The organism is Brevibacillus schisleri, assembly GCF_055685845.1.
In genome coordinates, this window is the sequence record NZ_JBVNDM010000001.1 from 2,842,763 (window position 1) to 2,866,162 (window position 23,400).

The window sequence follows — 23,400 nt, forward strand, 5'->3', positions numbered from 1 at the left end:
AGGACGGTTATTGTGGCTTACAGGAGCATTTGTTGTTGAGGCTGATAGGCGTTAATCATCGTGTTCATTGTGTGATCGGCAAGCTGTGGAGCTTGGTAGTAGCCTTTGGCATTCATGTATTGCCAGGTTTCATAAGCCATTTGCTGGCATGCATTAGCGCCATTTACATGATATTGGCGGATACCTGGGTCTACGCACTCAGCGGCCCAAAGCATACCAATTGCGGAACCCGCTTTATGCCAGTTCAGCATCAGAGTAGCAATTGTCATATCTGACAAGCGGGTTGGGTGTGGGTTGGGTGCAGCCATCTGCGGGTTATTAAGACCTACTGCTGTAGGTTGTGCTACACGCAATTGAATAGGAGCTGGTGCAATGTTGAAGCCTTTTCCCTGCAAGAGGCTAATCCCTTGCTGGTAGGCGTTCATGATCATTTGCTGATGTCTGTTAATGATACCTGTTAATTGCGGGTCTTGTGCCATCTCGGCAAGTACTCCGTGCATTTCAATCGCGGCATGCTTGGAGCGGAGTGCTTCTTGTGTTTCCAAAAACTCATGAGCAGCAAATCGTTGCATAATAGCCTCCTGTAATCGAATTGGGTTACTGTCAACCTTTGATAGTGTTTGTATAGAATCAATGGATATTCAGGAAAAAATGGGGAAACGATTGGACAATTAGGCGAAAGGGTGCTAACTCACGTATTCCGCTGAGTATGAATTGAAGCCTGCATGTACCGAAAGTAACGTATTTGCATAGCCAACCAAACGATTGACGGTCTCATCGACGACTGCGTAGACGAGCGGATGTAGAGTAGGGTCATGCAGTTTTGGGTCATCGAAAATCACCGTGGTGTTGATGAACACATCCCGATTTCCAAACAGGTCGTAATGAATGAATACTTTCCCGCAAGCCCCTTCTGTCTGCGGATCTCGATATCCTGGCAAAAACAGATACCATTCCTCGGCTGTTGCAGAACGGAAATTTTTCGTGAAAGTGAGACCTTGGATAGCTTCCTCTGTTTTTCTTTTTAATTCAGGGCTCATTAAAATATCCGGCAAGAACCTTTCCTCCTTCTGCTCCTTTTCAGTATGAAGAAAGGAGGGCATTCCCATGCAAAACACCAATGATTGTCTAATAATCGTTAAAAGGAGACAAACTACTGCTAACTCGCACTCGGGAGGGATCACATTGACCGAACAAAGCAATCAGGAAGTAGAAAATAAAGAACTGAAAGTACTTGGGACGCACGCAGCAGGAAGCGTCGATTTATTTGAGACCCGAAAAGCGTCGAAGGACGAAGTCGTCGAGGCGCCCAAGCATCCTGGCGGAGCGGGCTCATCCGGGACTTATTGAGAATTGCCTAACACAACAAAAAGAAGCGCCTCTGCCACGGCTATAGCCGGACGAGGGCGCTTCTTTTTATGATTCTTACAGTTTTTCACGTGCAGTTTTAAGGGTGATCGAATTGGCAATGGCCGTCCACATATCCGTTGATTCAGAGCCAACGTACCAATACGCCAGGCCACCGACTTGCCATTGCAGACTAGCCTGAGCCTTCAGCCCAATCGAACGGCTTTCTTCCAGCCAAATTGTGTGTGTGACGCCTTGCTTTTGATACGTCGAACGGTATTGTCCAACTTTATCGTCCCACACTGTTTTTGCTCTGTATTGCGAGAGCAACTGGTAAGACTCAGGGATGCTAATATCTGTTGACTGCAATGCTCCATTCGATTGGTACCAGTCGCGTGTGTAAAGAGGCATTCCGACGATGAGCTTTTGGGTCGGAACCTCGTCGAGCAGATCGGTAATGACTTTCGAAAACCAAGGCAAGGATGCTACGGAGCCTGCTTCTGACCCACCTACCCAATGCTCTTCATAGGCCATGACTACCAAATAATCCGCGTACTTTGCTAATTTGGCAAAATCGAAAGGATCGCTCCAGTCTGAATTACCATCAGGCGGAATATCTACAGATAGGACAGTGCCTTTTGCGTGAAGAGCAGACGCGAGCTCCTGAATAAACAAGGTGAAGTTGTTGCGATCCGCAGGGGAGAACCCTTCAAAATCGATGTTAATCCCGTTTAGGTGGTATTGATCAATGAACGAAGAAAGCTTTTGCACGGCTGCTTTTCGTTTATTGGGATCGGACAGCATGGCGTGAGTAGCATCAGGATCAAATTTATTCCCGAAAAGCGGCCACACCTGCTTGCCATTTGCATGTGCCCATTGGACAAGGGAAGGATCCGTAGAGTCGCTAATCGTTCCGTCTTTTTGCAGGAAGTACCAACGTGGAGATAGTGTATTGACTCCGCTTTTCTTGACTTGTGTGATGAACTCCTCTGTCGTGGATTGGTATTGCCATCCGAGAGAGACAAGCGACTTTGCTGTAACGTTTTGCTTCTTCAGATTCTCCTGAATTCGATACAAAATAACAGCGGTTTCTTCTCTCGATAGTGCTTGAGTCGGGCGGAAGTAGCCATTGTAGCCAACCAACCAATTTTTCTGCATGGCGTGGCTGACTGAGGGGCGTGCCCAGCTCGAAATCGCATTGGCATCCTTCACGAACAACTGGTAAGAAGACGAAATGCTCTGTTCCAGTGCGCGTACGAGAAATGCAGCGGCCTCTTCGCGAGAGATCGTCTGGTTCGGAGCAAAAGAAGTAGGACCGATGCCATTCGCGATGCGAAGTCCAGCAGCAGCTTGTACATACCCGTATGCCCAAGAGGTTTTCGGAACATCCGTGTAGGCTGCGACGTTGCTGACCACTGGTTTCATACCGAGCGTTCGTGTGAGCATCGCGACAAACTCAGCACGCGTCACCGGGCGAGTTGGGTGAAAGTACCCGTTTTCATCGCCGGAGATGACACCTGCCGCCTGTAGCGAACGGATTTGCTCTATCGCATAGCTGTTTGCGATATCTTTTAAATTTTTCGTCGAGGCTGTGGATGCAGGGACTCCTATGGCAAAAGAGAGACCGTACACCAGAAAAGCCAAGGAGACTAACCAGATATGTATCTTTTGTTTTTTCATCATACATCCAGTATAAGGAGGGAGAACCATTCTTTCATTGGTCAGATTTTGGTAGAAACCTAGCGGGGTGCCCGAACTCTTTTTCTGGGAATGCGATATGATATGATGGAGGAATAAGAATAGAGAGAATGAAGCGAGGCGGAGAGAAATGGATGACGTACTGATTGTAGGCGGTGGACCTTGTGGATTGGCGGCGGCAATTGCCTGCAAGCGAGCTGGACTTGATCCCATCATTATTGAAAAAGGATCGCTTGTCCATTCGATTTATCGCTACCCGACCTACATGATTTTTCATAGCACACCAGATTTACTGGAAATCGGGGGTGTCCCTTTTGCAACGGCGAACGACAAACCGACCCGACAAGAGGCACTCAATTACTATCGACTGGTAGCAGCGCGAGAAAAATTGCGCGTGAACGTATATGAAACGGTGACGGAAGCGAAGAAAACACCAGAAGGCTTCCAGGTTACGACTATGGACCGTTTCGCCAAAACCCATACGTATGAGGCGAAAAACTTGGTGATCGCCACAGGATACTTTGACAATCCAAATCGGTTGCAGGTCCCAGGCGAGGAGTTGCCAAAGGTTTCGTCCTTTTATAAGGAAGCACATCCGTATACAGGGATGAAAGTAGCGGTAGTAGGGGGGAACAACTCTGCCGTAGACGCAGCGATGGAGCTGGAACGGGCAGGTGCAGAGGTAACGGTGATTTGCCGCCGAACGGAGCTATCTGACAAGGTCAAGGCATGGACAAGACCTGTTTTTGAGAGTCTGATCAAAAAAGGACGCATCCACATGCTGTTTGGTGCAACCGTCGAGAGCATTGAGGAACGTTCCATCAGGGTGAGGATGGGCGAGGAAGGCATTACGCTTGCCAATGACCATGTGTTTTCTTTGATTGGATATCGTCCGGATCGTACCTTCCTTCATTCGTTAGGAGTTATGATTGACGAGGAAACGGGAATCCCCGTGCATCAACCTGAGACAATGGAGACGAATATCCCAGGACTCTATATCGCGGGAGTCATTGCGGCGGGCCGTCATGCGAACGCCATTTTTATCGAAAATGGAAGGTTTCATGGTGAAAGTATCGCCCGCCACATAGCCTCTCACTAAGAGAAGTAGCCGCTATTGATTAGAACTGCCACTCCAATTGTCGGCCTCCAATGAGGTGGTAGTGCAGATGGAAGACAGTTTGTTGCCCATGCTTGCCAATGTTGGTTACGATACGGAAGCCATCCTCGTTCACGCCCATTGTTTCTGCCACTTTTTGTAGCGACAGATGGAGGTGACCGATCAGCTCCTTGTCCTCAGGCTCGATAGCCAGAACGGATTGAATATGCTTTTTCGGAATCATCAGGACGTGAACAGGGGCCACAGGATTAATGTCGTGAAAGGCCAATACATGCTCGTCCTCATACACTTTTTTAGAAGGAATGTCTCCGTTTACAATTTTGCAAAATAAGCAGTCCATAGGGCCATACATCCTTTCTATAATGATAGATCGTAAAGCCTACTTCGTCATGCAAGTAGGCTTTCCCTGTTTTTTACTCCGGAAAAGTCCGTTCCAAAAACTGAAGAACCTCACGCCAAGAGTGCTCGGATGCGTAGGCGTTGTTTTTGGGCGTACCACCATTGAGCTGTGTGCGGGTAGTAGGGATGTAAGGAAAGCGGATTCCATGTCCTGTATCCGGGTAACGCAAATGCACCACCGAATGAGCAAACTGATGATTCTTTAACCGCTCGACCATTTGCTCGCAATGCTCTGCTGCTGGCCACCAGTGATCGTCATCCGAGGAGAGGAAGAGGATCGGGCCATTGATTTTTTCTACCGGGATTTCAACGAATGGAAGAGGCTCACCCTGAAACGACCAAGAGGATTGCGGGGAGAACGTGTCTGATCCAGCGAATGCCTTATCTGTCCCGATAGAAACCGCAGAGCTGGGACTCGAAGCAATAACAGCATGTACGTCTTGATCAATTGATGCTGTGACTAATGCCAATTCTGCTCCTTTGGAACGTCCGAATAACGTAATTTTATCAGGATGCACGGAGGGCTGCTGCTGTAGCCAATGAATGGCGCGTTGAACATATTCAATCGGGATCTGGCGAATATCGTCAGGAAGATCATTGCATTGGAAGTAAGCGAGTGCTAGTGCCGGATAGCCGTGAGAGGCGAACAAAGCAGCGAATTGTGAGCAAGAACCAATTCCACCTTCACTCCCACCAAGTACGACAATGGCGGGTCTTTGCTCCGGGTGAGGTTTAGAAAAATACAGACCGACTAGCCCATGGTCTGTCACTTTCTGTATCCATACATCACGAGAGACAAAAATACGTTTCACGACTGCTTTCGCTACGGGTTTATCGTTTACTTCTGCCGTCAATTCAATCTCAGTGGAGCGCGGGGTGAACTGAAAGTCGTCCAGGGAATAGGCATGATAAAAACGCATGGTCTGGACATTCATAGACCAGAAAAGCCCCATCGGATCAATTCCCTCATACGTACCGAATAAGGGAGCTTGGGAAACCAAATCTACCGAGCCATTTTCGTCTGCTTGGAATATAGCATGTGAGGATGCAGTCAAATCTCCTCCAGGCAACCCGTTTTTGAGAGTAGCATGAAGGGTGATTAATTGATTCGGGACAAACCCGCTGAGTGTAATATGGACGGGAACATCGATGAAGGCTGTTGCAGGGGTAACTTCAATTTGTGGAAGCATCATTTTGTCAACACTCCTTCCAGATTACGGGAACACTTGACACAGTCATTATAGTAGAATGAAAAAAGTTTGACGGGACGAAATGTGACGGTATGGTTAACTTGACTTCTTGTATTCGGTGTAACTATAATCATTACAACGAAAGGGTGACAACGTATGAAAATCAGCAGCCGTTTCTCCATTGCGGTTCACATTTTATCACTGCTTTCCATTGATTCTAATTCGCATTGCACTTCCGAATGGATCGCAGGTAGTGTGAATACAAATCCAGTCGTGATCCGACGTGTACTGGGGCTGTTGAAGAAGGCTGGGCTCGTGAACGTACGTGCTGGAGCTGGCGGCGCTTCTCTCGCCAAGGAATTGGATCAAATCACGCTTCTGGAGATTTACCGTGCAGTCGATGTCGTGGAAGAAGGGCAGCTTTTTCACATCCATGAGCAACCGAATCCCGATTGTCCAGTGGGAGCGAATATACAGTTTGTGCTGGAGTTGATTTTGACCCGTGCGCAGCATGCCATGGAGGAGATTTTGGGCGGAGTGAAAATGTCCGAGCTCGTAGATAACCTTCGTCAAAAAATAACCGAAAAAGCGCTGTAAGAACAAAATGCCCTTGCATAAGCGAGGGCATTTTTGCGAGGAAGGAGTGCTCGCATCCATTTTCAAGATGTTTCACGAATTTGGGTCAAAGGGAGTTGGATGTTTCTTTTTCATGATGAAGCAGCCAGCGTTTGCGCGAAAGCCCTCCTCCGTAACCTCCCAAATCACCATTGGAGTTGATGACCCGGTGGCAAGGAATGACAATCGCTAACTGATTCGTACCATTTGCTTGCGCGACTGCACGAAAGGCGCTTGGTTTCCCAATAGCTGCTGCAACATCGGAATAGGATGAAGTATGCCCCGGAGGAATCGTTTGCAAATGCTCCCAGACCATTCTTTGAAAAGGCGATCCGCACAAAAACAAAGGCGTTGCAAATTGTGTTCGCCCTCCGTCAAAATACTCCTCTAACTCACGTTCAATCGAACGGATAGGTGCTGTAAAACCAGGGATAATCGCTGACTTCGTTCTTTGTCTAAGACGTTCAACTTCTCGTTCTAAGCCACGGCGGTCAATGAATTCAAGGAGATAGAGAGCTTCTTCATCCGCAATGGCTATCATGGGACCGAGTCGCGTATCCAGCCACGATGCCTTTAAGACATGGTGATCGCCAAGAAGAGTAGGTGCTGCCCCCATAATTCGTGAAAATGCGTCTCGAAAACCACTACTAGACTCGTAGCCGGTGGATAGCTGGGCATCGATGATGGCCTTTCCTTCTCTGATTTCTTTCAGTGCAATCCCCATACGTCGCGCCCTTGCATATTCGACGAACGTCATGCCAAAACGCTTTTTGAATTGGCGTCGAGCTGTTGCAGAATCCACGGATAATCTTTGAAAGTCATTTTCGGTCCAGCGCTGCTCGGGGTTTTCCTCTACAGCGTTTACTAGCAAACGCACGAGCTCTGAAACATGATTGGGATGTGAAAGTGGACGGCAGCGCTGGCAGGGCCGGAATGAGGCCAAAAGAGCTTGTTTGGCATGATCAAAAAACTCACAATTTATAAACTTAGGTTTTCTTGCTGGACACGTCGGGCGACAAAATACGCCAGTTGTTTTGACTCCAACAAAAAAGACACCTTCATATTCTGAATTTTTATCCAGTAACGCCTGATAATACTCGGACTTCATCTCGGCCGTTATCATTCGGTTCCCCCTCCATCGTTATGTTTTCATTTTATCGCTCACCCAAAATAGCTGCAGCCGAAAATCGTACATTGATTTTTTGCTCGTTCCTTCACTATAAAGTAACGAGGATATTGTATTCTAATTTCAAAACATAGTTTGACTACACGTTAGGGGGCAAATATGATCAAAAATAAAATCGGTATAAAGACAGTGACGTCGACTTTTACCATCGAACTAGGAAAGGTCAAGGAATTTGCATTGGCGCTGGGCGATTCTAACCCTGCCTACGAAACAGGCGATAGCCTTCCGCCAACGTTTGCCACGGTAATCGATTTTTGGAGTGGTGGGGATTCACTTGGTGAATTGCTGGAATTAAACATGGAGAAAGTTTTACATGGTGGACAGGATTTCGAGTATGTAGGAAAAATCAAGCCAGGAGATGTCATTACCACTGAAGGCGAAGTGGAGAATGCGTATACGAAGGCAGGAATGAATTTTTATGTACTGAAAAAAATGTACTATAACCAACATGGGGATCTAGTATTAATCAGTCGTTCAAACATTATTGAGAGGCATTAAAAGGGGGATGTACCGTGGAAGTAGGATATGAATTACCGCCCGTTGAAAAAAAAGAGATTACTCACACGCAATTGGTTCGTTATGCGGGAGCTTCAGGGGATTTTAACCCGATCCATACAGTGGTGCCTTTTGCGGATAAGGTTGGACTCGGCGGTGTCATCGCTCATGGCATGATGCTCATGGGGTTTATTGGCCAGGCGATCGGTATGTGGTTTCTACCAGATCAATTGCTTCGTTTTTCCGCCCGATTTAAGGCGATGACACGTCCTGGCGAAAAGATTACAGTGAGAGGCTCAGTTGTAGGAGAAACGGATGGTACGTGGAAGTGTCAAGCGGTAGCAGTGAATGAAACAGGCGAGATAAAAGTCAGTGCTACCTTTGATGTTAGAAAGGTATAAGGCTACGTTCATCCACCTAATAAAAAGGCAGGTAAGGGTCGTGGGCTGGATTTAAGCTGGATTTAAGCTGGAATTAGCCAGAAAATATAGATATAATAAACGTATTCAGAAATATGCGATAAACCGACAACGGCGTCGGTTGCGTATGGAAATGATGAGCAGTTGGCACGTCCGTTCACTGGTGATCGGGAGGTGGAGTATTGCGTCAGCATTATCGAGTCATCATCATAGACGACGACCCCATAACGCGTATGGACCTGGTCGAGATGTTGCAAGAGCAGGGATATAACGTCGTAGCTGAAGGAAAAAACGGCAAAGAGGCCGTTCGATTGACGCAAATGTGGAACCCGCATCTCATTATTATGGATGTGAAAATGCCAATTATGGACGGTTTGACAGCGACTGGGATTATCCGAGAGCATTCGGACGCAGCTATCCTTCTCTTGACTGCTTACAGTCAAAAGGACATGGTCATGCAAGCCAAAGCGAAAGGGATATGTGCCTATCTGGTCAAACCCGTCATGGAAGAAGAACTACTACCGGCAGTGGAGTTCGTGCTTACAAGCAAACAATGAACGCAAAAAGTGAATCGATAGGAAGAGCAACGGCGCTTGGACCAAGGCGAGCATTTCGTCTTTTGTTTCGAAGCGCTTTTTTCGTTCCATGAAATAGAGTTTACGGAAAGCTGAAAAGAAAGTGAGTGAAGCTAGAGATGAAATTGGCTTGCGTTGTACGTAAACAGCATTACCAGTTTACTTCGGTTCGGGATGTATTGGCAAAAGCAAGTGAAGAAAAGTCTGGCGATCACATGAGTAAACTAGCAGCTAATTCCGCACTGGAGCGGATGGCGGCCAAAGTCGTATTAAGTGAAATGCAACTTCGTGATCTATATGAAAATCCAGTCATACCGTACGAAAAGGACGAAGTGACACGGATCATTTATGATGATATCAATCTCTCTATTTACGATGAGATTAAAAATTGGACAGTAGGGGAGCTACGGGAGTACATCTTGTCGTTTTCCACAGGAATGCCTGAGCTGACACGAATTAGTCGTGGGTTGACCAGCGAGATGATTTCCGCTACGGCCAAGCTGATGTCCAGTATTGACCTAGTCATGGCTTCCCAAAAAATGAAGCATCAAGCCTACTGCAATACACTAATTGGCGAGCCGGGAAGACTGGCGTTCCGCTGCCAGCCGAATCATCCAATCGATGATCCCGATGGTATTTTGGCTTCGATGAAGGAAGGCTTGTCCTATGGATCAGGCGACGCTGTCATTGGAATTAACCCGAATAACGACTCCGTTGAAAGCGTTACCAAGCTCTTGAAAATGACACATGATTTCATGCAAAAGTGGGAAATCCCTACGCAAAACTGCGTACTGGCCCACATCACGACACAGATGCAGGCTCTTCGCGGCGGAGCGCCCATTTCCCTGATGTTCCAAAGTCTGGCAGGTTCACAACGTGCGAATGATGCGTTTGGCGTAAATAAAGAGATTTTGGATGAGGCAATGGAATTGATGCTCCGAAAAGGCACAGCGTCGGGACCAAACGTCATGTATTTTGAGACAGGGCAAGGCTCCGAAGTGTCGCTGGACTCTCATGAAGGCGTCGATATGCAGACGCTGGAAGCGCGTACGTACGGTTTTTGCCGTCACTGGAAGCCTTTCATGGTCAATAACGTCTCTGGCTTTATCGGACCAGAAACACTTTATGATGGCAGGCAGATGATTCGTGCCGATCTGGAGGATTTGTTCATGGGCAAGCTGCATGGTTTGCCGATGGGAATCGCTCCGACTTATACGAACCACATGTATGCGGATCAGAATGACCAGGAGATTGCAGGGATGCTGACGACCTTGGCAGGGGCGAATTTTTATATGGGCGTACCAGGTGGGGACGATGTCATGCTCAGTTACCAAGACACGAGCTACCACGATGACGCCAGCTACCGCGAGCTCTTGGGACTGCGACCTCTCCGGGAATTTGAGAAATGGATGGAAAAAATGGGCCTTATGGAAAATGGTCGTTTGACAGAGCGCGCAGGCGATTTAACCATTTTTGACTAACGAGCGGGGAGGGAAGCAAGATGAAACAGATCAATATGGAAGACTTGGTCCAGCGCGTAATCGATGAGCTGTCCAAAAAAGGCCAAGGAGTGATTCATTTTCCTGAGCAAAAGCAATGCGGAGTCAAGAACCCAAACAATCCAGAAGCATTGGAGCAGGCGATGAAACGAACGCCGGCTCGCATCGGAATCGGGCGGGCGGGTACCCGGATGAAGACGGGAAGCTACCTCCAATTTCGGATTGATCAGGCAGCAGCACGCGATGCGGTCATGAAAACGATCAGTCCAGAGCTGATCGAGAGTCTGCAACTGCCTGTCCTCCATTCAAGAGCGACGAGCATGGAGGAGTATTTAATGAACCTCGACTCCGGACGGATGCTATCGGATGAGTCCGCGCGTTGGCTGGAGCAGCATGGGGATAAAAACAAAGACGTGCAAATTGTCATCTCGGATGGACTCAGCACCTCAGCGTGTGAGGCGACGATCCCTGACTTGCTGCCTGCGTTAATCCAAGGTCTTTCCATGAGAAACGTCAGTGTAGGAAAGCCAGTGTTCATTAACAAAGGTCGCGTTTGGATTCAGGATCAGGTCGCATCCATCGTCAATTGCAAGGTCGTCATTTCCTTAATCGGAGAAAGACCGGGACTTGCGACGGCAGAAAGTCTCAGTGCTTACATGATTTACAAACCGGATGCCAATACGGTAGAATCAGATCGTACGGTTATTTCTAATATTCATAAGGGTGGCACGCTACCGATTGAAGCGGGTGCTTACCTTGCAGAACTTTTGGAGGAAATTTTGAAGTACCAGGCGAGTGGTGTTAAATTATCACAGCTTCGGGCGATTAACGGGTAGATTCCCACTGGCGCTTCCTCCTGTCTTGCACTAGAATACATAGAAGATAACCAATTTCTATGAGGAGTTGCTACGCATGACGGAGCCAAACCAAAACGAAAAAAATACCACCGAACAAAAGCCTGGGAAAATCAGCCTGCAAGAGGCAATGAAGCGCAAAATGGCAGAAAAGAAACAAGCGCAAGCACAGGCTAATAACCCAATGAATCAAAAGGCGCAAAATCAATCCATGAAAAGCCAGCTCACCAAAAAACCAAACAATCAACGCAGACGTATGGGCGTATAGCTTCGAATGAAGCAAGGCAAAAAGGAATGTGCAGCAACTTTAGGCTGCAGATTCCTTTTTTGTATGATCATTTAAACGGATTGATCTTCACTTCAAATTTTTTAAAGCTATCGATGAACCAACTAAGCTAGTGAGAAGAAAAAGCACAGGGCTCGTAGACCTTGACAACGCCTACCCAGTCGGAACTTCAAAAAGGGGACCCGCTTGTCGAACACTTCTCCTCTGAGAAACGTCCGCCCGTAGGGTGGCTTTGGCTCGACGGTCCCCTTTTTGAAACGGAGACGTCCAGTGAATCCCCCCATGCTGGCGTGTCAGAGTCGAAGAGACCTGTGCTTTTTCTTCTCCACCACTATGTTGACTCAAAAGAAAAGGGGGCCAATCATGAAGGTAGAACGGCTACTCGCTATTGTCATCATGCTGTTGAATAAGCGCCGTGTGAGCGCCCGTGAACTATCCGACCACTTCGAAGTATCCTTGCGTACGGTCTATCGGGATTTGGAAACCATCAACGCAGCCGGAATTCCAATCGTAGCGTACCCTGGGGCTAGCGGCGGATACGAGATCATGGAGAATTTTACGATCGATCGACAATACTTATCCTTGGACGAGCTAGTTGCGGTTATTGCTGCGCTAAAAGGGGTTCATTCCTCCACAGACGACAAGCAAATCGGACAGCTTCTGGAAAAAATAAAAGCGTTGCTCACCACTGCACCATCCTCTCTTCAAGGAAGTGCACATCCTGTTGTGTACGACTTTAATCCGTGGGGCAGTACACCGGCGATCGCGGAAAAAGTAAACAAGCTGCGGGAAGCCATCGAGAAAAGACTTCGTGTGCGGATCATTTATACGAAAATACAGGGCGATGCGACAGAGCGCACCATTGAGCCTGTCACACTGATTATCAAAGGCTATGTGTGGTACATTTATGGCTATTGTTTACAACGCCAGGAGGATCGTCTGTTTCGCTTGTCGCGGATTGCAGACATGTCCGTGCTGACAGAGGAGTTTTCCCCTCGCCCCAATCAAATAGATAAACTGGAATGGCTCGAAGAATGGGACACGGCAGAGCGTATTTCTCTTGTCCTCGAATTTGCGCAGCGTGTACATGTAAGGGTACGGGATATGTTTGCGCCAGAAACGATAGAGACCATGCGCGATGGCTCATTGCTGGTACGAACGAAGATGACAGACGATGAATGGTTAAACGGTATGCTGCTTAGCTTTGGCGATGCCTTGTGTGTACATGAGCCTTCCCATGTAAGACAGCGAATGGGGGATACGGTAAAAAGAATGACGAAACTTTATGAATAAACATTGGAACGTTGACAGATAGTTGTCAGGGTATGGTCGTTATACTAAGTCATGTAAACAAACTCTTACAGGAGCGTGGTTAATGATGAACCCAACGATTGTCAAACTGGATGAAATGCGTGTAGCGGGCTTGCATATTCGGACAACCAATGAGGCGGAAGGCGGACCGGACGGGAAAATTGGGGGACTGTGGCAGCGCTATTATCAAGAAGAGCATCCCATTAAAACTCCCCTTCAAAAAGAACCGGGTGTAGTTCTGGGGGTATATTCCGATTACGACAGTGACGAGACAGGCGAGTACTCCTTGTTAGTGGGAACCGTTGTAGAAAAAAACGGTGAGCTTCCTGCTGAGCTCACAGTCAAGACCCTGCCGGCTTCTACTTACGCTGTATTTACGACTCGTGTCGGCCCGATGGTAGAAGTTGTGATGGAAGCGTGGGCGAAGGTGTGGGAGTGGTCCCATCAACCGGGGAACAAGCGGACATTTACCGGAGATTTCGAACGATATGACGGAGTGCGCTGCGCAGATCCTAACAACGCGCAAGTAGATTTGTACATCGCGATCGCTGAAGAATAAAGAGGCATTCAACTATAAAAGCAGTCGTAGTCGATCAGGCTACGACTGTTTTGCTTTTTTCCATGATTTCTTCACAAGTTTCGTTTACTCTAGAGGGAGAGTGGCAGAGGGGAGTCATACAGACGAATGGATTGGATAACCAATATAGAAGCTCTGGCAGAGTGGATTCGCTCTTTGGGGATGCTGGGGATTGTCGGTAGTATTTTATTGAACATCGTGATCAGTGTGGCGGGTGTATTGCCGTCCATTTTTCTATCGGGTGCGAACGCGGTCGTATTTGGCTTGTACGGAGGGTTCTTGATTTCCTTAACGGGTGAGGTGGTTGGTGCTTGCATAGCCTTCTTTCTTTACCGCTACACGATCAAAAAAGCAGATCGAAGCGAAAAGCTGAAATCATTTAAATGGGTACATACCATCAATGGAACGACGAGTTTTCGCAAATGCCTTGCCATCGTTTTGCTCCGGATCAATCCGCTGATGCCTTCGGGTGTAATCAATTTAGGCGCGGCTATGACGAATATTACCTTCGGGCAATTTTTGGTGGCGACCTTGCTAGGAAAAGTGCCGTCGATGGTTTTTGAAACATTCGTCGGTCATGATCTGATTACTTTTGGTGAAAACAAGTTTCGTTTGCTCGTTGCCTTGCTAGCAGGCGCTCTCGTCTTTTCCCTTTTCTGGAAAAAAGGAAGGGCTCAAACACAAGAAGAGTAGGGAGGATTCTTATGTCTACCATTTTGCTAGTCGATGATGAGCCGCAAATTTTAGAAATATTGTCCTCCTATCTGCAAAAGGAAGGCTATCATGTTCTGACCGCCCAAACAGGCAAGGAAGCAGTGGAAATGGCCACGACGATTTCATTGACCTGTATCATTTTGGATCTGATGCTTCCTGATTTGAGCGGGGAAGAAGTCTGCGTCCAAATACGCAAAGAGTCGCGTGTTCCGATTTTGATGCTAACGGCGAAAAGTGGAGAGGCGGATCGGATTCGCGGGCTTACGATTGGCGCTGATGATTATTTGATCAAGCCTTTTAGCCCGAGAGAACTTGTTGCGCGTGTTCGAGCCGTCATGCGTCGTGCGGGTGATTATTCTACACTCTCCGATTTTGTTGAAGTGGGCGATTTGACCATATCGATGAATGAGAAGAGAGTCACGAAAAATGGAGTGGCTTTGGAGGTTACGCCGAATGAATACCGCTTGCTCACAACGCTTGTCCGTTATCCGGGAAGAACGTGGGGCAGGGAGGAGCTCGTGCGTGAGGTCATGGGGTTTGATTTCGAGGGATACGATAGAACTATTGATACGCATATCAAAAATCTTCGCCAAAAGATAGAGGCAGACCCAAAGCAACCGGAGTATATCAAGACGGTGTATGGATTGGGCTATCGCTTTGACGATCCCATAAAGAAGTGAGGCCACGATGAAGCATATTTGGGTAAAGCTCGCCTTTGTGATTATGACTGTCGGCGCATGCGCCGTTCTTTTTTCCTCGTTGTTGTCCGTAAAGGAAATGGATGTTCATTTTTCCATGTATGCCGATGAGGTAAGAAATCAGCATAACCAAGAAATTTCACGTGTCGCACTCGAGGCGTATCAGGACAATCAAGGCTGGGGAGCGGAAGCCTATCATAAGCTGGAAGCGGTTTCCGAGGTCTTGGGATTGCATATCACACTTCTGGATCAACAACAACAAGTGAAAAACGAGTGGGGTAAGCGGCCAGTCCATACGAGCAATTACAGTGTAGACAGGATTCCCCTTGTTAGTAAGGGTATCATGATTGGGCAACTAGTGATTAGCCACGATGATCGGAGTGCCTATATGACCTTGGAAAGTCATTTCCAATGGGCCCATAAAAACACGACGTTGTGGACGATGGCTGTGCTGCTCATCCTGGTCATTATCATCAGCATCCCACTCGCTCGGACCATGGTGCGTCCAGTCGTACAAGTGAGCACCGCAGCGCAACGAGTCGCACGAGGCAATCTGTCCATACGTGTACCGGAGCCTCGTGGCAAGGATGAGGTTACGTCATTGGTCACAGCTTTTAACAACCTGGTCCAAAGTCTTGAGCATCAGGAGGAGCTGCGCAAGCGACTGACCTCCGATATTGCCCATGAATTGCGAACACCGCTCAACACCTTGCTGACGCAGGTAGAGGGGATGATCGACGGCATATGGGAAGTAACACCCAAAAATCTCGAAAGCACAAGGTCTGAGGTACTGCGTTTGAGCCGTCTCGTCCGCGATTTAGATCAGGTGATCCAGGTGGAGTCGGGCTCCTTGCAAATGCGCAGTGAAGAAGTGGAGCTGCGTGAGGTTGTCCAAGAAGTCACAGAGTCGATGAGTGCTACGTTTGCGCGAGCGCAAGTGAATTTTCACTTCAAAGGGGATCATGCTGTCTGGATCAAAGGGGACAGGCAGCGACTGGCGCAAATCGTGGCGAATTTGTTGACGAATGCCTGCAAGCATACACCAGAGGGTGGAGAAATTGTAGTTACAGTGGATAAACCGAGTACGATGGTTCGGTTGCAAGTGAAGGACAGCGGCACGGGCATCGACCAAAAGGACCTCCCGTACGTATTTGAGCGTTTTTATCGGGGAGATCGCTCGCGAGCAAGGGAACGTGGTGGAGCAGGATTGGGGTTGACGATTGTGAAAGGGATCGTGGAGGCACACAAGGGAATCATCTCGTTGGACAGCAGTGTTGGAAAGGGGACGACCATCACGATTTTGTTTCCGCCACGAGCTTATAAAGGCGAAACGTAAGCCTAAACGGTATCGCTCTCGCTGCCCATCGTTGATGATAGGCAGAGAATTTGACTATTCGATACAAAGAGGGAGAGCACATGTTTGATTGGACTACCCTGGGAGCTTTTTAGCTGTTGTGATCGGCCTCTTTTTAATTCCGGGACCTTATCTCAATTTACGCCGCAACCATATGAACTTTATAAGGCGGGGCATCAGAATTAATTTCCATTCATAGAAGCAACCTCCTGTAAAATGAGCAGGAGGTTGCAGGAGTGGAGTGAAAACGGCCGACGGGCATGTTGTTACCGACAACGACAAGTTTTGGAAGCTGGGGACTTTTTATTACAATCCAGTGTTTGTTATTGTGGTGATTATCGTTATAGAAGTGCTGGCGAATTAATCAGCAAGACTACCGATTCTTGCTGATGTGATTGGAGACTAGTAAACCGTATTCCAACTGAATACGTACCAATTTCTGAATAGGAATAACTGTATAGTTTAGTTCTCGTTCCAGCTCATCCGTATACTGTCGCAATTGGCGAAGCCCTTCTTGCAGCACTGCTTTCAGTTTTGTAATTGCCTCTTGGTCGTTTGAGCCTTCTTTTGCTAGCCGCTCTAGCTCAAATTCGCAAGTGCGGACCGCTAGTCCTAAGCTCAATCCTCGATAAAACTTCGATACGACGAAACTGCTGAAAACTTGGGAACCCTTTGCCGGCTTTTCAAATTCAGGATCGCTCATTGCCCATTTTCTCTGTGCTTCGTTCCTTTCTTTACGTGCCGGGGAAGAGGGGTCCATCAACTTGAAAAACGGGTTATCCTGTGAAATATAGGACCGTATGCCACCCAAAAGTCCCTCCAGCATTTCAAAAAAAGCCTCACTTTGATCTGCTTCGGTCAGAAGTGCCTCTCTGCGGGAGATATTTGAGTCACTCTGATCCTCTATTCGTGGATCGAAAAAATAGGGCAGCTCGGTGATTAATGTTACACAATCCGCTTTCGAAGAGGCGTATGTGTGGCTGTCTGCCCCCACATCAAGTGTCGGGGGTTTTCCTGTATGTTTCTCCATATAATCATAGTATTCGTCTTGCCCGTTTAAACTGAAGATGGCCGGAGCAAACTCTGTCGCAAATGGCGTCTCTGGTTCTCCTAGATCTAAAGGCACGTCTTCCTTCCTTGCTGAATTGTGAAATCCCTCGTATAAATCTGGAAAATCGTGCGAAATATACCAATAAGAACCGCATAACCCCCCATTGTGTAGAGAATACATAAACTCAGGTCTAGTCTCGTCTATGATTTTCATGAGCACTTGCGTTTCAGGCAATGGTTTGTCAAAGCGATATTCTTTATATTCAAAAGGAAAAGTCCATTCCACCTGCTCGTAGCCGACAGGTCTATAGTAATTTCTTATGTAGTTAAAAATAGTGTATGGTCCTTTAAACCAATTTTCATTTAGTCGCGTACCATCAGGGTCAGCACATTTGATGATGTACCACGTGAAGCCCAGCTCGTCGCGCAGAGCCTTGTCCTCTGCTAATGCGCGGGAGAGATATTCCATCGTCATCGCGCCAATCGGCTCGTTAGGATGCGGGCAGGCAAAGCATAACGCATTTTTGGGCCCGTCACCGATTTTGATACATTGAATGGGGTGTCCATCGCGGGACTTTCCCGCCTCAAATACGGTTACAGCATCCGGAAACTCTTCGGCCAGCTTTCTGGTGCTTTCATCCATTTCATCTACTGTTAGAAAAACCTTGTAGTCTGGCACCTTATCAATCACATGTTGAAAATTCATCGATTATTCCCCCTCGTCTGATGCAATATTTTAATCTTGTCTCGATTGCAATCTTCCAAGTCATTCTAAAAAAGATACTTCCTGTAACGTATCGATTAGGTTCTTGACGTAGACGTAAAGACTCCATTTATTTTTCTACCCAGCTATCTTGGAAATTAGGAGAATAAGACGTCCATTTCACGCCTTTTACTCGCGAGCTTACTACCACAAAGAGTTTGTCACTATAGATGGGAACAACATATGCATGCTCAAGGAGATGTTTTTGGGCATCTACATATACCTGTTTTCTGGCTTCCGTTTCAGCGGTTGCACGTCCTTTTGTTAATAAGGCATCCAGCTTGCCGTCTCTTAGACCACTTATGTTAAAGCCAGCACCAATTTGGCTAGAGTGGAAACTTTGGTATAAAGCATCAGGGTCATCGTAACTATAAGTAACCATTGTCACATCAAAATTTCCTTTCATTTGTCCATCACTAAACGCTGACTCTTCTAAATTTTGAATGGTAGCTTTGATACCCACCTCGCCCAGCATAGCTTGCAACAACTGAGCTTGCAGCTCAAACCTAGCCGAACTCAAAAAGGAAAGGGTAAATATTTTCCATTCTTTTCTCTCAGGCCTTCTCCGTTTATCTTCCATCCAGCAGCGTCAAGGAGCTTCTTTGCTTCTTCCACATTGTATGGGTACCCGTATTTTTCCAATGACTTATCATACCCCAATGTTGAAGGGGATAAAAATGATTGGGCAACTTCTCCTTCACCCATCAAAACCGCCTGGACCATCGCTTGTTTATTAACCAGCATATGGAATGCTTTTCGGACTTGGATAACCTGGAACTCCGGTTTTGTCAAGTTCATATATAAACTAAGAGGTATCCCAGCCCGTAAGAGCTCCAAAACCTGATATTTTGGATTATTTCGATACTTTTTGATATCTTTTACGGGTACATCGAATGCAACATCGATGGTACCGTTTTCCAAAGCGGCCAACATAACACTTTTATCTGGAATTGTTTTGATCACCAGTTTATCAGCTCTTGGCGGTCCTTGATTTTCATCGAGCGGCATGGCCCACTTAAAGGCTTCATTGCGAACCAATGTAACCCCCTCGCCAGCCTTCCAGCTCTCAAACTTCCATGGACCCATTCCCACAGGATTTCGTCCATATTCCTCACCATATTTTTCAATGGCCTTCATGGATAGCGGTTGAGTTACACCAGTGCCTAAATCTTCAAGAATCGACACATTGGGTTCATGTAATTCAAGGATGAGGGTTTTATCATCAGGGGCACTGACGCTCTTCACCGGCATCATAACTATTCCCGCCAGTTTTGCTTTTGTTTTCGGATTCTTAATGCGTTCAAAGGTATCCTTAAAACTCTTGGCAGTCAGAGGTGTTCCATCGTGAAACGTAACATCAGAACGAATGGTAAAGGTGTACGTTTTTCCATCCTCTGAAATCTTGAATTCACTTGCGAGATTAGGTTTGAATTCTTTTGTAACAGGATCCTTGTAGACCAGCGATCCACCCATATTCCAAGTAACACCCATATCGTTGCCTACTGACTTTTGAGGGTATCTGCTTCACTTGCGTAAGCCACAGTGATGGTTCCGCCTGTCTTTGGTTTGTCAGCCTCTAGCTGTTGATTTGGTTCAGGTGTGGTTGATTGTGTGCTGCATGCAACCACCAACGACGTACATATCATAATTAGTAATCCTAAAATAATGCCATGAAATCTCTGTTTTTTCTTCTTTACCATGTTACAGCTCCCTTGGTCCCGATTATAAAACCTCCAGCAAGAGGAGATTCAATCGTTAGTTTTCGACAATATGTTTCTTCAAAAGAATAGGGAGCTTGTTTAAGAAGCTCCCTGCGCATGCTGAAATTCCAGCTCAGTCTCATTTCATTATCGCGCAGTGAAGAAGTGGAGCTGCGTGAGGTTGTCCAAGAAGTCACAGAGTACAGGAAGCGACTGGCGCAAATCGTGGACAAACCGAGTATGATGGTTCGGTTGCAAGTGAAGGACAGCGGCACGGGCATGATCAAAAGGAACTCCCGTACGTGTTTGAGCGTTTTTATCGGGGAGATCGCTAGCGGGCGAAAAGTAAGTCTAAACCGTATCGCTCTCGCTGCACATCGTTTATGATAAGAAGGGAATTTGAATATTTGATACAAAGAGGGAGAGGCACATGTTTGATTGGACTACCATGGGAGCATTTTTAGCTGTTGTGATCGGCCTCTTTTTAATTCCGGGACCCGCTGTCCTGTTAACTGCGACGCGTACCGTTCAAGGGGGACGTAGAGCGGGGATCATGGCAGGGCTTGGCATTGCTACAGGAGACTTTATTCATACGATTTTTGCTGCGGTCGGTTTATCCGCGATTTTGATGACATCTGCATGGGCATTCCATCTCGTAAAATTTGTGGGAGCGGCTTACTTGGTCTATTTAGGGGTTCGGGCCATGCTTGAAAAACCGGTTGACCCAGAGCTGCCAAAAGTAACACCGTTGCCACCGCTGCAATCGTATGGGCAAGCCATCCTCGCAGAAGTTCTGAATCCGAAGACCGCGTTGTTTTTTCTGGCGTTTCTGCCACAATTCGTACATCCGGAGCGTGGGGGAGTCATTTACCAATTCCTTGTCCTGGGATTGATTTTCGCCATCTTGGGGTTCTTTTACACCGCGTTGATTGCGATTAGCATTAGACCACTGGGGCATCTGGTAAAGCGAATTTCCTGGCTGGGCCGATGGAGCGGCAAGATCGTAGGTTCTGTTTACATCTTATTGGGAATAAAAGTAGCGCTGCAAGAAAGATAAAGGAATGAGTCGGGGAGACAGTCTTCCCGGCTTTTTTTATTGCTTGATTATTGGTGTAAGGTACTTTTTGGTGCCTATGATACTTGAAAGTACGTACTTCCTATCAAGTGAGGCATGAGACATAATAGCATTCAGAACCAACATATTCGCCAATCATGATAAGTAAGGGCCCTGCTTTGTGAACGGCAAGAAAAATAAAGGGAGGATACAACTTAGATGAGCACAATTACATCCAATGTGAAGCAGCAAGCAACTGGTGCGAAAAAATCGACTCTTGCTTTACTTGCTCTCGCAATCAGTGCATTTGGTATCGGGACTACTGAATTCGTTATCGTCGGTTTGTTGTCTACTGTCGCACAGGATTTGAAAGTAACAATCACCTTAGCAGGACTTCTTATTTCTGGATATGCATTAGGGGTAGCCATCGGTGCACCGATTATTACAGCACTCACAAGTCGAATTCCACGCAAAGCGCTACTCATGCTTTTGATGATTGTCTTTGTTGTCGGAAACAGTGCGGCTGCCTTGTCGAGTAGCTTTGCGATATTAATCATTGCCCGTTTCTTTACCGCATTTTCTCATGGTGTATTTTTCTCCATCGGTTCGACGATTGCAGCCGATCTGGTGCCAGAAAACAAGCGTGCCAGTGCGATTGCGACGATGTTTACAGGTCTGACTGTTGCAACCGTTACAGGCGTACCTTTGGGAACGTATATTGGTCAAATGTTTGGATGGAGAGCGACTTTTTGGGGAGTGGCCATTCTTGGCGTGATTGCACTTATCTCGACAGCGATTCTGGTACCAAGCAATTTAAAAAATGCCAAGCCAGCTTCCATTAAAGACCAAGTAAAAATTATTACAAACTTGCCACTGTTGCTTGTCTTTGCCATTACGGCTCTTGGCTACGGCGGTACCTTTGTAACCTTTACGTTCTTAGGTCCGATTCTGGAAGAAATCACAGGCTATCAGGCTAGCGCCGTCAGTTTGATTCTACTGGTCTATGGGATTGCGGTAGCGATTGGAAATACGGTCGGAGGAAAAGCAGCCGACAAGAATCCGATAAAAGCACTGCGTTGGATGTTCATCGTCCAAGCGATCATTCTGATCATCTTAACATTTACCGCTCCATTCAAATGGGTGGGAACCCTTACGATTATGCTAATGGGCCTCTTGGCCTTTATGAACGTACCGGGCTTACAAGTGTATGTCGTGCAGTTGGCTGAAAAATACGTGCCAAGTGCTGTTGATGTAGCTTCTGCCATTAACATTGCGGCATTCAATCTCGGCATTGCGATTGGAGCCTTCGTGGGAGGAATCATCGTCGATACGATTGGGCTGATTCATACACCATGGGTCGGCGGAGTGATGGTGTTAGGTGCAGCATTACTCACGGTGATCAGTAGCAAGCTGGAAAAAGCTCGTCGTTAATTGTACAAAGACGGCGGATGGATGAAAGCATGTGTCCGCCGTTGGTTTCCAAATCCATCAAGTAAGGAGAGAGCATCGATGAGCAAATTCGACGGTCATTATGGTTTTCAGCGAATGTTCCAAGAAGGAAAGATGACCTTGGGATTTCACATTCCGCTGGAGGCGTACGAATGGGAAGCACCGACAATGGAGCGCCAGGTTGAACTCGTTCAAGCGGCAGAAGACTATGGCTTTACCGGAATCTGGCTGCGGGATGTGATTTTGCAGGACCCTGCTTTTGGTGACCCTGCAACCGGGCAAATTTATGACATGATGATTTATTTAACCTATTTGGCTGCGCAAACCAAAAAAATCGCTTTTGGTACCTCGAGCATCGTGCTTCCACTGCGGCATCCGTTGCGAGTGGCAAAAGAGACAGCGACTATCGAAAATTTGTTTCCCCAACGTTTGATGATGGGGATTTCTTCTGGGGACAGACGGGCTGATTTTCATGGGTTGAATGTGCCGCATGAACAGCGTGCGGAGCTGTTTCGCGATGGCTACGACTACTTGCAGAAGGTTATGGCAGAGGATTTCCCGAAAATCAACTCTCCATACGGTATGATTAATGGAGCGAATCTTGTGCCAAAATCGACTTCGCCCATTCCTACTTTTATCACGGGGTACAGTCAACAAACGATGGACTGGTTTGCGCAAAACGGAGATGGTTGGATTTATTACCCACGCGATCCATTCAATCAAGCACATGCCATCCAAGAATGGAGAGAACTTGTCCAGAAATATCATCCAGGTGTATTCAAGCCGTTTATTCAGCCTCTTCACTTGGATCTAGCGGAAGATCCGGATGAGTCGGTCACACCGATTCGATTAGGGTACCGAGTCGGCAGAAAAATGCTTTTAGAACTGCTGGCCATGTATCAAGAGGTCGGCGTCAATCATTTGTTCTTCGCCCTGTTCCCTAGCCAGCGTCCTATTGACGAGGTCATCGATGAGCTTGGACAAGAAGTATTGCCTTATTTCCCGGCTCATATTGACGCACCGGAGCGGGTTTGACAACATCTCCGTATG

Annotated in this window: 29 protein-coding genes; 19 read left to right on the top strand and 10 right to left on the bottom strand. The window is 47.1% G+C overall.

What is annotated here, in order from left to right:
* Positions 1-17: 17 nt before the first annotated feature.
* On the bottom strand, positions 18-572 hold the full coding sequence (locus tag ACUUHJ_RS14190) for a spore coat protein (protein WP_056493088.1): 555 nt from the start codon (positions 570-572) through the stop codon (positions 18-20).
* A gap of 114 nt (positions 573-686) precedes the next feature.
* Positions 687-1,055, bottom strand: coding sequence for a hypothetical protein (locus ACUUHJ_RS14195; RefSeq protein WP_012686281.1), 369 nt, complete (start codon positions 1,053-1,055; stop codon positions 687-689).
* Positions 1,056-1,107: 52 nt separating this feature from the next.
* Between ACUUHJ_RS14195 and ACUUHJ_RS14200 the strand changes: the two genes are divergently transcribed.
* Entirely contained in the window at positions 1,108-1,350 is a 243-nt protein-coding gene (locus ACUUHJ_RS14200; protein WP_472299129.1) for a hypothetical protein, read from the top strand.
* 75 nt (positions 1,351-1,425) lie between these two features.
* Here ACUUHJ_RS14200 and ACUUHJ_RS14205 read toward each other — a convergent pair whose 3' ends face one another.
* Positions 1,426-3,030, bottom strand: a complete 1,605-nt coding sequence (locus tag ACUUHJ_RS14205; protein ID WP_472299130.1) for an S-layer homology domain-containing protein — start codon at positions 3,028-3,030, stop codon at positions 1,426-1,428.
* A gap of 145 nt (positions 3,031-3,175) precedes the next feature.
* Between ACUUHJ_RS14205 and ACUUHJ_RS14210 the strand changes: the two genes are divergently transcribed.
* Complete coding sequence (locus tag ACUUHJ_RS14210; protein WP_472299131.1) at positions 3,176-4,144, top strand: YpdA family putative bacillithiol disulfide reductase; 969 nt, start codon at positions 3,176-3,178, stop codon at positions 4,142-4,144.
* 19 nt (positions 4,145-4,163) lie between these two features.
* On the opposite strand, the gene ACUUHJ_RS14215 is transcribed toward ACUUHJ_RS14210, so the two are convergent.
* Entirely contained in the window at positions 4,164-4,502 is a 339-nt protein-coding gene (locus ACUUHJ_RS14215; protein ID WP_007727375.1) for a histidine triad nucleotide-binding protein, read from the bottom strand.
* 73 nt (positions 4,503-4,575) lie between these two features.
* On the bottom strand, positions 4,576-5,754 hold the full coding sequence (locus tag ACUUHJ_RS14220; protein ID WP_472299132.1) for an acyl-CoA thioesterase/bile acid-CoA:amino acid N-acyltransferase family protein: 1,179 nt from the start codon (positions 5,752-5,754) through the stop codon (positions 4,576-4,578).
* Positions 5,755-5,907: 153 nt separating this feature from the next.
* Between ACUUHJ_RS14220 and ACUUHJ_RS14225 the strand changes: the two genes are divergently transcribed.
* Entirely contained in the window at positions 5,908-6,348 is a 441-nt protein-coding gene (locus ACUUHJ_RS14225; protein ID WP_289677785.1) for an Rrf2 family transcriptional regulator, read from the top strand.
* 85 nt (positions 6,349-6,433) lie between these two features.
* Here the strand turns inward: ACUUHJ_RS14225 and ACUUHJ_RS14230 are convergent, their stop codons facing one another.
* Entirely contained in the window at positions 6,434-7,489 is a 1,056-nt protein-coding gene (locus ACUUHJ_RS14230) for a bifunctional transcriptional activator/DNA repair enzyme AdaA (RefSeq protein WP_472299133.1), read from the bottom strand.
* A 162-nt stretch (positions 7,490-7,651) separates the two neighbouring features.
* Between ACUUHJ_RS14230 and ACUUHJ_RS14235 the strand changes: the two genes are divergently transcribed.
* From ACUUHJ_RS14235 to ACUUHJ_RS14290, 12 genes are all read left to right on the top strand, one after another.
* Positions 7,652-8,050, top strand: a complete 399-nt coding sequence (locus ACUUHJ_RS14235; protein ID WP_289677787.1) for an FAS1-like dehydratase domain-containing protein — start codon at positions 7,652-7,654, stop codon at positions 8,048-8,050.
* 14 nt (positions 8,051-8,064) lie between these two features.
* Positions 8,065-8,448, top strand: coding sequence for a MaoC/PaaZ C-terminal domain-containing protein (locus tag ACUUHJ_RS14240; RefSeq protein WP_472299134.1), 384 nt, complete (start codon positions 8,065-8,067; stop codon positions 8,446-8,448).
* 200 nt (positions 8,449-8,648) lie between these two features.
* The gene (locus ACUUHJ_RS14245; RefSeq protein ID WP_012686288.1) at positions 8,649-9,023 is read left to right on the top strand and encodes a response regulator; all 375 of its coding nucleotides are present in this window, start codon (positions 8,649-8,651) and stop codon (positions 9,021-9,023) included.
* Positions 9,024-9,160: 137 nt separating this feature from the next.
* A complete protein-coding gene (locus ACUUHJ_RS14250) occupies positions 9,161-10,522 on the top strand; it encodes an ethanolamine ammonia-lyase subunit EutB (RefSeq protein ID WP_142496084.1) in 1,362 nt (453 codons plus the stop codon).
* 20 nt (positions 10,523-10,542) lie between these two features.
* Complete coding sequence (eutC, locus tag ACUUHJ_RS14255) at positions 10,543-11,376, top strand: ethanolamine ammonia-lyase subunit EutC (RefSeq protein WP_026134035.1); 834 nt, start codon at positions 10,543-10,545, stop codon at positions 11,374-11,376.
* A 76-nt stretch (positions 11,377-11,452) separates the two neighbouring features.
* Entirely contained in the window at positions 11,453-11,662 is a 210-nt protein-coding gene (locus ACUUHJ_RS14260; protein WP_015890910.1) for a hypothetical protein, read from the top strand.
* 381 nt (positions 11,663-12,043) lie between these two features.
* Entirely contained in the window at positions 12,044-12,973 is a 930-nt protein-coding gene (locus tag ACUUHJ_RS14265; RefSeq protein WP_289677789.1) for a helix-turn-helix transcriptional regulator, read from the top strand.
* A gap of 82 nt (positions 12,974-13,055) precedes the next feature.
* Positions 13,056-13,550 (top strand): GyrI-like domain-containing protein, encoded by a 495-nt coding sequence (locus tag ACUUHJ_RS14270; protein WP_472299135.1) that lies wholly within the window; start codon positions 13,056-13,058, stop codon positions 13,548-13,550.
* 126 nt (positions 13,551-13,676) lie between these two features.
* Positions 13,677-14,261, top strand: a complete 585-nt coding sequence (locus tag ACUUHJ_RS14275) for a TVP38/TMEM64 family protein (RefSeq protein ID WP_289677791.1) — start codon at positions 13,677-13,679, stop codon at positions 14,259-14,261.
* A gap of 11 nt (positions 14,262-14,272) precedes the next feature.
* Positions 14,273-14,962, top strand: coding sequence for a response regulator transcription factor (locus tag ACUUHJ_RS14280; RefSeq protein WP_472299136.1), 690 nt, complete (start codon positions 14,273-14,275; stop codon positions 14,960-14,962).
* Positions 14,963-14,969: 7 nt separating this feature from the next.
* A complete protein-coding gene (locus tag ACUUHJ_RS14285) occupies positions 14,970-16,316 on the top strand; it encodes a sensor histidine kinase (RefSeq protein WP_472299137.1) in 1,347 nt (448 codons plus the stop codon).
* Positions 16,317-16,575: 259 nt separating this feature from the next.
* Positions 16,576-16,698 carry a hypothetical protein gene (locus ACUUHJ_RS14290; protein ID WP_289677793.1) on the top strand — a complete coding sequence of 41 codons (123 nt, stop codon included), beginning with the start codon at positions 16,576-16,578 and terminating at the stop codon, positions 16,696-16,698.
* Between the two features lie 9 nt (positions 16,699-16,707).
* Here ACUUHJ_RS14290 and ACUUHJ_RS14295 read toward each other — a convergent pair whose 3' ends face one another.
* The 4 genes from ACUUHJ_RS14295 to ACUUHJ_RS14310 form a co-directional block, all read right to left on the bottom strand.
* The gene (locus tag ACUUHJ_RS14295; protein ID WP_472299138.1) at positions 16,708-18,090 is read right to left on the bottom strand and encodes a M14 family zinc carboxypeptidase; all 1,383 of its coding nucleotides are present in this window, start codon (positions 18,088-18,090) and stop codon (positions 16,708-16,710) included.
* Positions 18,091-18,217: 127 nt separating this feature from the next.
* Positions 18,218-18,727, bottom strand: a complete 510-nt coding sequence (locus tag ACUUHJ_RS14300; RefSeq protein ID WP_472299139.1) for an ABC transporter substrate-binding protein — start codon at positions 18,725-18,727, stop codon at positions 18,218-18,220.
* Positions 18,664-19,638 (bottom strand): ABC transporter substrate-binding protein, encoded by a 975-nt coding sequence (locus tag ACUUHJ_RS14305; RefSeq protein WP_472299140.1) that lies wholly within the window; start codon positions 19,636-19,638, stop codon positions 18,664-18,666. The genes ACUUHJ_RS14300 and ACUUHJ_RS14305 overlap by 64 nt, the downstream gene beginning before the upstream one ends.
* Positions 19,639-19,646: 8 nt before the next feature.
* Positions 19,647-19,793: a hypothetical protein gene (locus ACUUHJ_RS14310; RefSeq protein ID WP_472299141.1), complete on the bottom strand. Its 147-nt coding sequence runs from the start codon at positions 19,791-19,793 to the stop codon at positions 19,647-19,649.
* 171 nt (positions 19,794-19,964) lie between these two features.
* On the opposite strand from ACUUHJ_RS14310, the gene ACUUHJ_RS14315 reads away from it, so the two are divergent.
* From ACUUHJ_RS14315 to ACUUHJ_RS14330, 4 genes are all read left to right on the top strand, one after another.
* A complete protein-coding gene (locus ACUUHJ_RS14315; protein WP_289677796.1) occupies positions 19,965-20,234 on the top strand; it encodes a hypothetical protein in 270 nt (89 codons plus the stop codon).
* 43 nt (positions 20,235-20,277) lie between these two features.
* Entirely contained in the window at positions 20,278-20,904 is a 627-nt protein-coding gene (locus ACUUHJ_RS14320) for a LysE family translocator (RefSeq protein ID WP_289677797.1), read from the top strand.
* A gap of 216 nt (positions 20,905-21,120) precedes the next feature.
* Positions 21,121-22,332: an MFS transporter gene (locus ACUUHJ_RS14325; RefSeq protein WP_472299142.1), complete on the top strand. Its 1,212-nt coding sequence runs from the start codon at positions 21,121-21,123 to the stop codon at positions 22,330-22,332.
* A 78-nt stretch (positions 22,333-22,410) separates the two neighbouring features.
* Positions 22,411-23,385: an LLM class oxidoreductase gene (locus ACUUHJ_RS14330; protein ID WP_289677799.1), complete on the top strand. Its 975-nt coding sequence runs from the start codon at positions 22,411-22,413 to the stop codon at positions 23,383-23,385.
* The last annotated feature ends 15 nt before the right edge of the window (positions 23,386-23,400 follow it).

Coding starts and splice junctions, on each gene's coding strand:
- ACUUHJ_RS14190 (WP_056493088.1), bottom strand. CDS start 572: ATGCAACGATTTGCTGCTCATGAGTTTTTGGAAACACAAGAAGCACTC.
- ACUUHJ_RS14200 (WP_472299129.1), top strand. CDS start 1,108: ATGCAAAACACCAATGATTGTCTAATAATCGTTAAAAGGAGACAAACT.
- ACUUHJ_RS14205 (WP_472299130.1), bottom strand. CDS start 3,030: ATGATGAAAAAACAAAAGATACATATCTGGTTAGTCTCCTTGGCTTTT.
- ACUUHJ_RS14210 (WP_472299131.1), top strand. CDS start 3,176: ATGGATGACGTACTGATTGTAGGCGGTGGACCTTGTGGATTGGCGGCG.
- ACUUHJ_RS14215 (WP_007727375.1), bottom strand. CDS start 4,502: ATGGACTGCTTATTTTGCAAAATTGTAAACGGAGACATTCCTTCTAAA.
- ACUUHJ_RS14220 (WP_472299132.1), bottom strand. CDS start 5,754: ATGATGCTTCCACAAATTGAAGTTACCCCTGCAACAGCCTTCATCGAT.
- ACUUHJ_RS14225 (WP_289677785.1), top strand. CDS start 5,908: ATGAAAATCAGCAGCCGTTTCTCCATTGCGGTTCACATTTTATCACTG.
- ACUUHJ_RS14230 (WP_472299133.1), bottom strand. CDS start 7,489: ATGATAACGGCCGAGATGAAGTCCGAGTATTATCAGGCGTTACTGGAT.
- ACUUHJ_RS14235 (WP_289677787.1), top strand. CDS start 7,652: ATGATCAAAAATAAAATCGGTATAAAGACAGTGACGTCGACTTTTACC.
- ACUUHJ_RS14250 (WP_142496084.1), top strand. CDS start 9,161: ATGAAATTGGCTTGCGTTGTACGTAAACAGCATTACCAGTTTACTTCG.
- eutC (WP_026134035.1), top strand. CDS start 10,543: ATGAAACAGATCAATATGGAAGACTTGGTCCAGCGCGTAATCGATGAG.
- ACUUHJ_RS14260 (WP_015890910.1), top strand. CDS start 11,453: ATGACGGAGCCAAACCAAAACGAAAAAAATACCACCGAACAAAAGCCT.
- ACUUHJ_RS14265 (WP_289677789.1), top strand. CDS start 12,044: ATGAAGGTAGAACGGCTACTCGCTATTGTCATCATGCTGTTGAATAAG.
- ACUUHJ_RS14270 (WP_472299135.1), top strand. CDS start 13,056: ATGATGAACCCAACGATTGTCAAACTGGATGAAATGCGTGTAGCGGGC.
- ACUUHJ_RS14275 (WP_289677791.1), top strand. CDS start 13,677: ATGGATTGGATAACCAATATAGAAGCTCTGGCAGAGTGGATTCGCTCT.
- ACUUHJ_RS14280 (WP_472299136.1), top strand. CDS start 14,273: ATGTCTACCATTTTGCTAGTCGATGATGAGCCGCAAATTTTAGAAATA.
- ACUUHJ_RS14285 (WP_472299137.1), top strand. CDS start 14,970: ATGAAGCATATTTGGGTAAAGCTCGCCTTTGTGATTATGACTGTCGGC.
- ACUUHJ_RS14295 (WP_472299138.1), bottom strand. CDS start 18,090: ATGAATTTTCAACATGTGATTGATAAGGTGCCAGACTACAAGGTTTTT.
- ACUUHJ_RS14300 (WP_472299139.1), bottom strand. CDS start 18,727: ATGGAAGATAAACGGAGAAGGCCTGAGAGAAAAGAATGGAAAATATTT.
- ACUUHJ_RS14305 (WP_472299140.1), bottom strand. CDS start 19,638: ATGGGTGTTACTTGGAATATGGGTGGATCGCTGGTCTACAAGGATCCT.
- ACUUHJ_RS14310 (WP_472299141.1), bottom strand. CDS start 19,793: ATGATATGTACGTCGTTGGTGGTTGCATGCAGCACACAATCAACCACA.
- ACUUHJ_RS14315 (WP_289677796.1), top strand. CDS start 19,965: ATGCTGAAATTCCAGCTCAGTCTCATTTCATTATCGCGCAGTGAAGAA.
- ACUUHJ_RS14320 (WP_289677797.1), top strand. CDS start 20,278: ATGTTTGATTGGACTACCATGGGAGCATTTTTAGCTGTTGTGATCGGC.
- ACUUHJ_RS14325 (WP_472299142.1), top strand. CDS start 21,121: ATGAGCACAATTACATCCAATGTGAAGCAGCAAGCAACTGGTGCGAAA.
- ACUUHJ_RS14330 (WP_289677799.1), top strand. CDS start 22,411: ATGAGCAAATTCGACGGTCATTATGGTTTTCAGCGAATGTTCCAAGAA.